This window comes from Shinella agrisoli, from assembly GCF_046557955.1.
In the GTDB taxonomy this organism is placed as follows: Bacteria; Pseudomonadota; Alphaproteobacteria; order Rhizobiales; family Rhizobiaceae; genus Shinella.
The window spans coordinates 1-2,500 of record NZ_JBJIEP010000053.1; the positions used below are offsets into that span (position 1 = coordinate 1).

Annotated in this window: 1 tRNA gene and 2 rRNA genes (1 of these 3 cut by a window edge); all 3 read right to left on the reverse strand. The window is 55.7% G+C overall.

The features are described from left to right. Window positions 1-5 precede the first annotated feature (5 nt). Window positions 6-82: transfer RNA gene (locus ACIIOY_RS26555), tRNA-Met, on the reverse strand. 44 nt (window positions 83-126) lie between these two features. Further along, a 5S ribosomal RNA gene (rrf, locus tag ACIIOY_RS26560) occupies window positions 127-241 on the reverse strand. A 359-nt stretch (window positions 242-600) separates the two neighbouring features. Then, window positions 601-2,500: ribosomal RNA gene (locus ACIIOY_RS26565) — 23S ribosomal RNA — on the reverse strand (it continues 976 nt past the right edge of the window).

The following is a 2,500-nucleotide window of genomic DNA, read 5'->3' on the forward strand; positions in this document are numbered from 1 at the left end:
GAGGCTGGTTGCGGGGGCAGGATTTGAACCTGCGGCCTTCAGGTTATGAGCCTGACGAGCTACCGGGCTGCTCCACCCCGCGTTATGGGTGGGTTTGATAGAGAAGATTTGGATTGCCTTTAGCAGACCTGGCAGCGACCTACTCTCCCGCGTCTTGAGACGAAGTACCATTGGCGCTGGGGCGTTTCACGGCCGTGTTCGGAATGGGAACGGGTGCAGCCACCCCGCCATGACCACCAGGTCGGCTAAGGGCAATGTTCATGCCTTCGGCATGAACATTGTTCCCTTTGTTGCTTTGGCAGACCTTTCCTGCTCGGCTTGTCGCCTCGCAGGGGTGCCAAAGCGGCCATACGGGACCGTATGCGCATGCTTCGTGCATGAAGTTTTCGAGAAGCTGGTGAAGAGGCAAGCTCTTCGTTTGTCTTATTTTTGAACACGTCTTTCGACCTTTCGCGCGGCACTTTCGGCCGAAGGCCGCAAGCGCAGAGCGCGTCGCCAATCGTTTGGCGCGCCGTCCTTGAGGCGCAGCGATCGAAGATCGCGGTGCGCCCGTGAGGACAGAAGGTCGATGCTCATCTTCGATGAGCATGAACAATGAGAACGATCAAGCCGATCGAGCGATTAGTACCGGTAAGCTTCATGCATTGCTGCGCTTCCACACCCGGCCTATCAACGTGGTCGTCTTCCACGGCTCTCAAGGGAATACTCGTTTTCAGGTGGGTTTCCCGCTTAGATGCCTTCAGCGGTTATCCCTTCCATATATAGCTACCCTGCTATGCCCTTGGCAGGACAACAGGTCCACCAGAGATATGTCCATCCCGGTCCTCTCGTACTAGGGACAGATCCTGTCAATATTCCTACACCCACGGCAGATAGGGACCGAACTGTCTCACGACGTTCTGAACCCAGCTCACGTACCGCTTTAATTGGCGAACAGCCAAACCCTTGGGACCTGCTCCAGCCCCAGGATGCGATGAGCCGACATCGAGGTGCCAAACAACCCCGTCGATATGGACTCTTGGGGGTCATCAGCCTGTTATCCCCGGCGTACCTTTTATCCGTTGAGCGATGGCCCTTCCACGCGGGACCACCGGATCACTATGACCGACTTTCGTCTCTGCTCGACTTGTCAGTCTCGCAGTCAGGCTGGCTTATGCCATTGCACTCGACGAGCGATTTCCGACCGCTCTGAGCCAACCATCGCGCGCCTCCGTTACTCTTTCGGAGGCGACCGCCCCAGTCAAACTACCCACCATACACTGTCCCGGACCCGGATGACGGGCCGCGGTTAGACATCCATGACGATAAGGGTGGTATTTCAAGGATGGCTCCACGAAGACTGGCGTCCCCGCTTCAAAGCCTACCACCTATCCTACACATGCCGACACGAATGCCAGTGTAAAGCTATAGTAAAGGTGCACGGGGTCTTTCCGTCTGACCGCAGGAACCCCGCATCTTCACGGGGAATTCAATTTCACTGAGTCTCTGCTGGAGACAGCGGGGAAGTCGTTACGCCATTCGTGCAGGTCGGAACTTACCCGACAAGGAATTTCGCTACCTTAGGACCGTTATAGTTACGGCCGCCGTTTACTGGGGCTTCGATTCAAAGCTTGCACCTCTCCTCTTAACCTTCCAGCACCGGGCAGGCGTCAGACCCTATACGTCGTCTTGCGACTTCGCAGAGCCCTGTGTTTTTGATAAACAGTCGCTACCCCCTGGTCTGTGCCACCCCAATCCACTTGCGTGAACCGGGGTCACGCTTCTTCCGAAGTTACGCGTGCAATTTGCCGAGTTCCTTCAGCAGAGTTCTCTCAAGCGCCTTGGTATGCTCTACCTGACCACCTGTGTCGGTTTCGGGTACGGTCTATACGGTGGAGCTGTTTCCTGGAACCGCTTCCCTGCACACCCAATCCAATAAGGATGTACAAGTTGCGCGATCCGTCACTACCACCAGGCCCACGAATATTAACGTGGTTCCCATCGACTACGCGTGTCCGCCTCGTCTTAGGGGCCGGCTAACCCTGCTCAGATTAACTTTAAGCAGGAACCCTTGGTCTTTCGGCGAGGGGGTCTCTCACCCCCTTTATCGTTACTCATGTCAACATTCGCACTTCCGATACCTCCAGAGGCCCTCACGGGTCCTCCTTCGCAGGCTTACGGAACGCTCCGCTACCACGTATCTTGCGATACATCCTCAGCTTCGGTGCATGGCTTCAGCCCCGTTACATTTTCGGCGCAAAGACCCTTGTTTAGACCAGTGAGCTGTTACGCTTTCTTTAAATGATGGCTGCTTCTAAGCCAACATCCTGGTTGTTTTGGGATCCTCACATCCTTTCCCACTTAGCCATGACTTGGGGACCTTAGCTGGAGGTCAGGGTTGTTGCCCTCTTCACGACGGACGTTAGCACCCGCCGTGTGTCTGCCGAGTAGTACTCCACGGTATTCGGAGTTTGGTTAGGATCAGTAAGACGGTGAGTCCCCATAGCCCATCCAGTGCTCT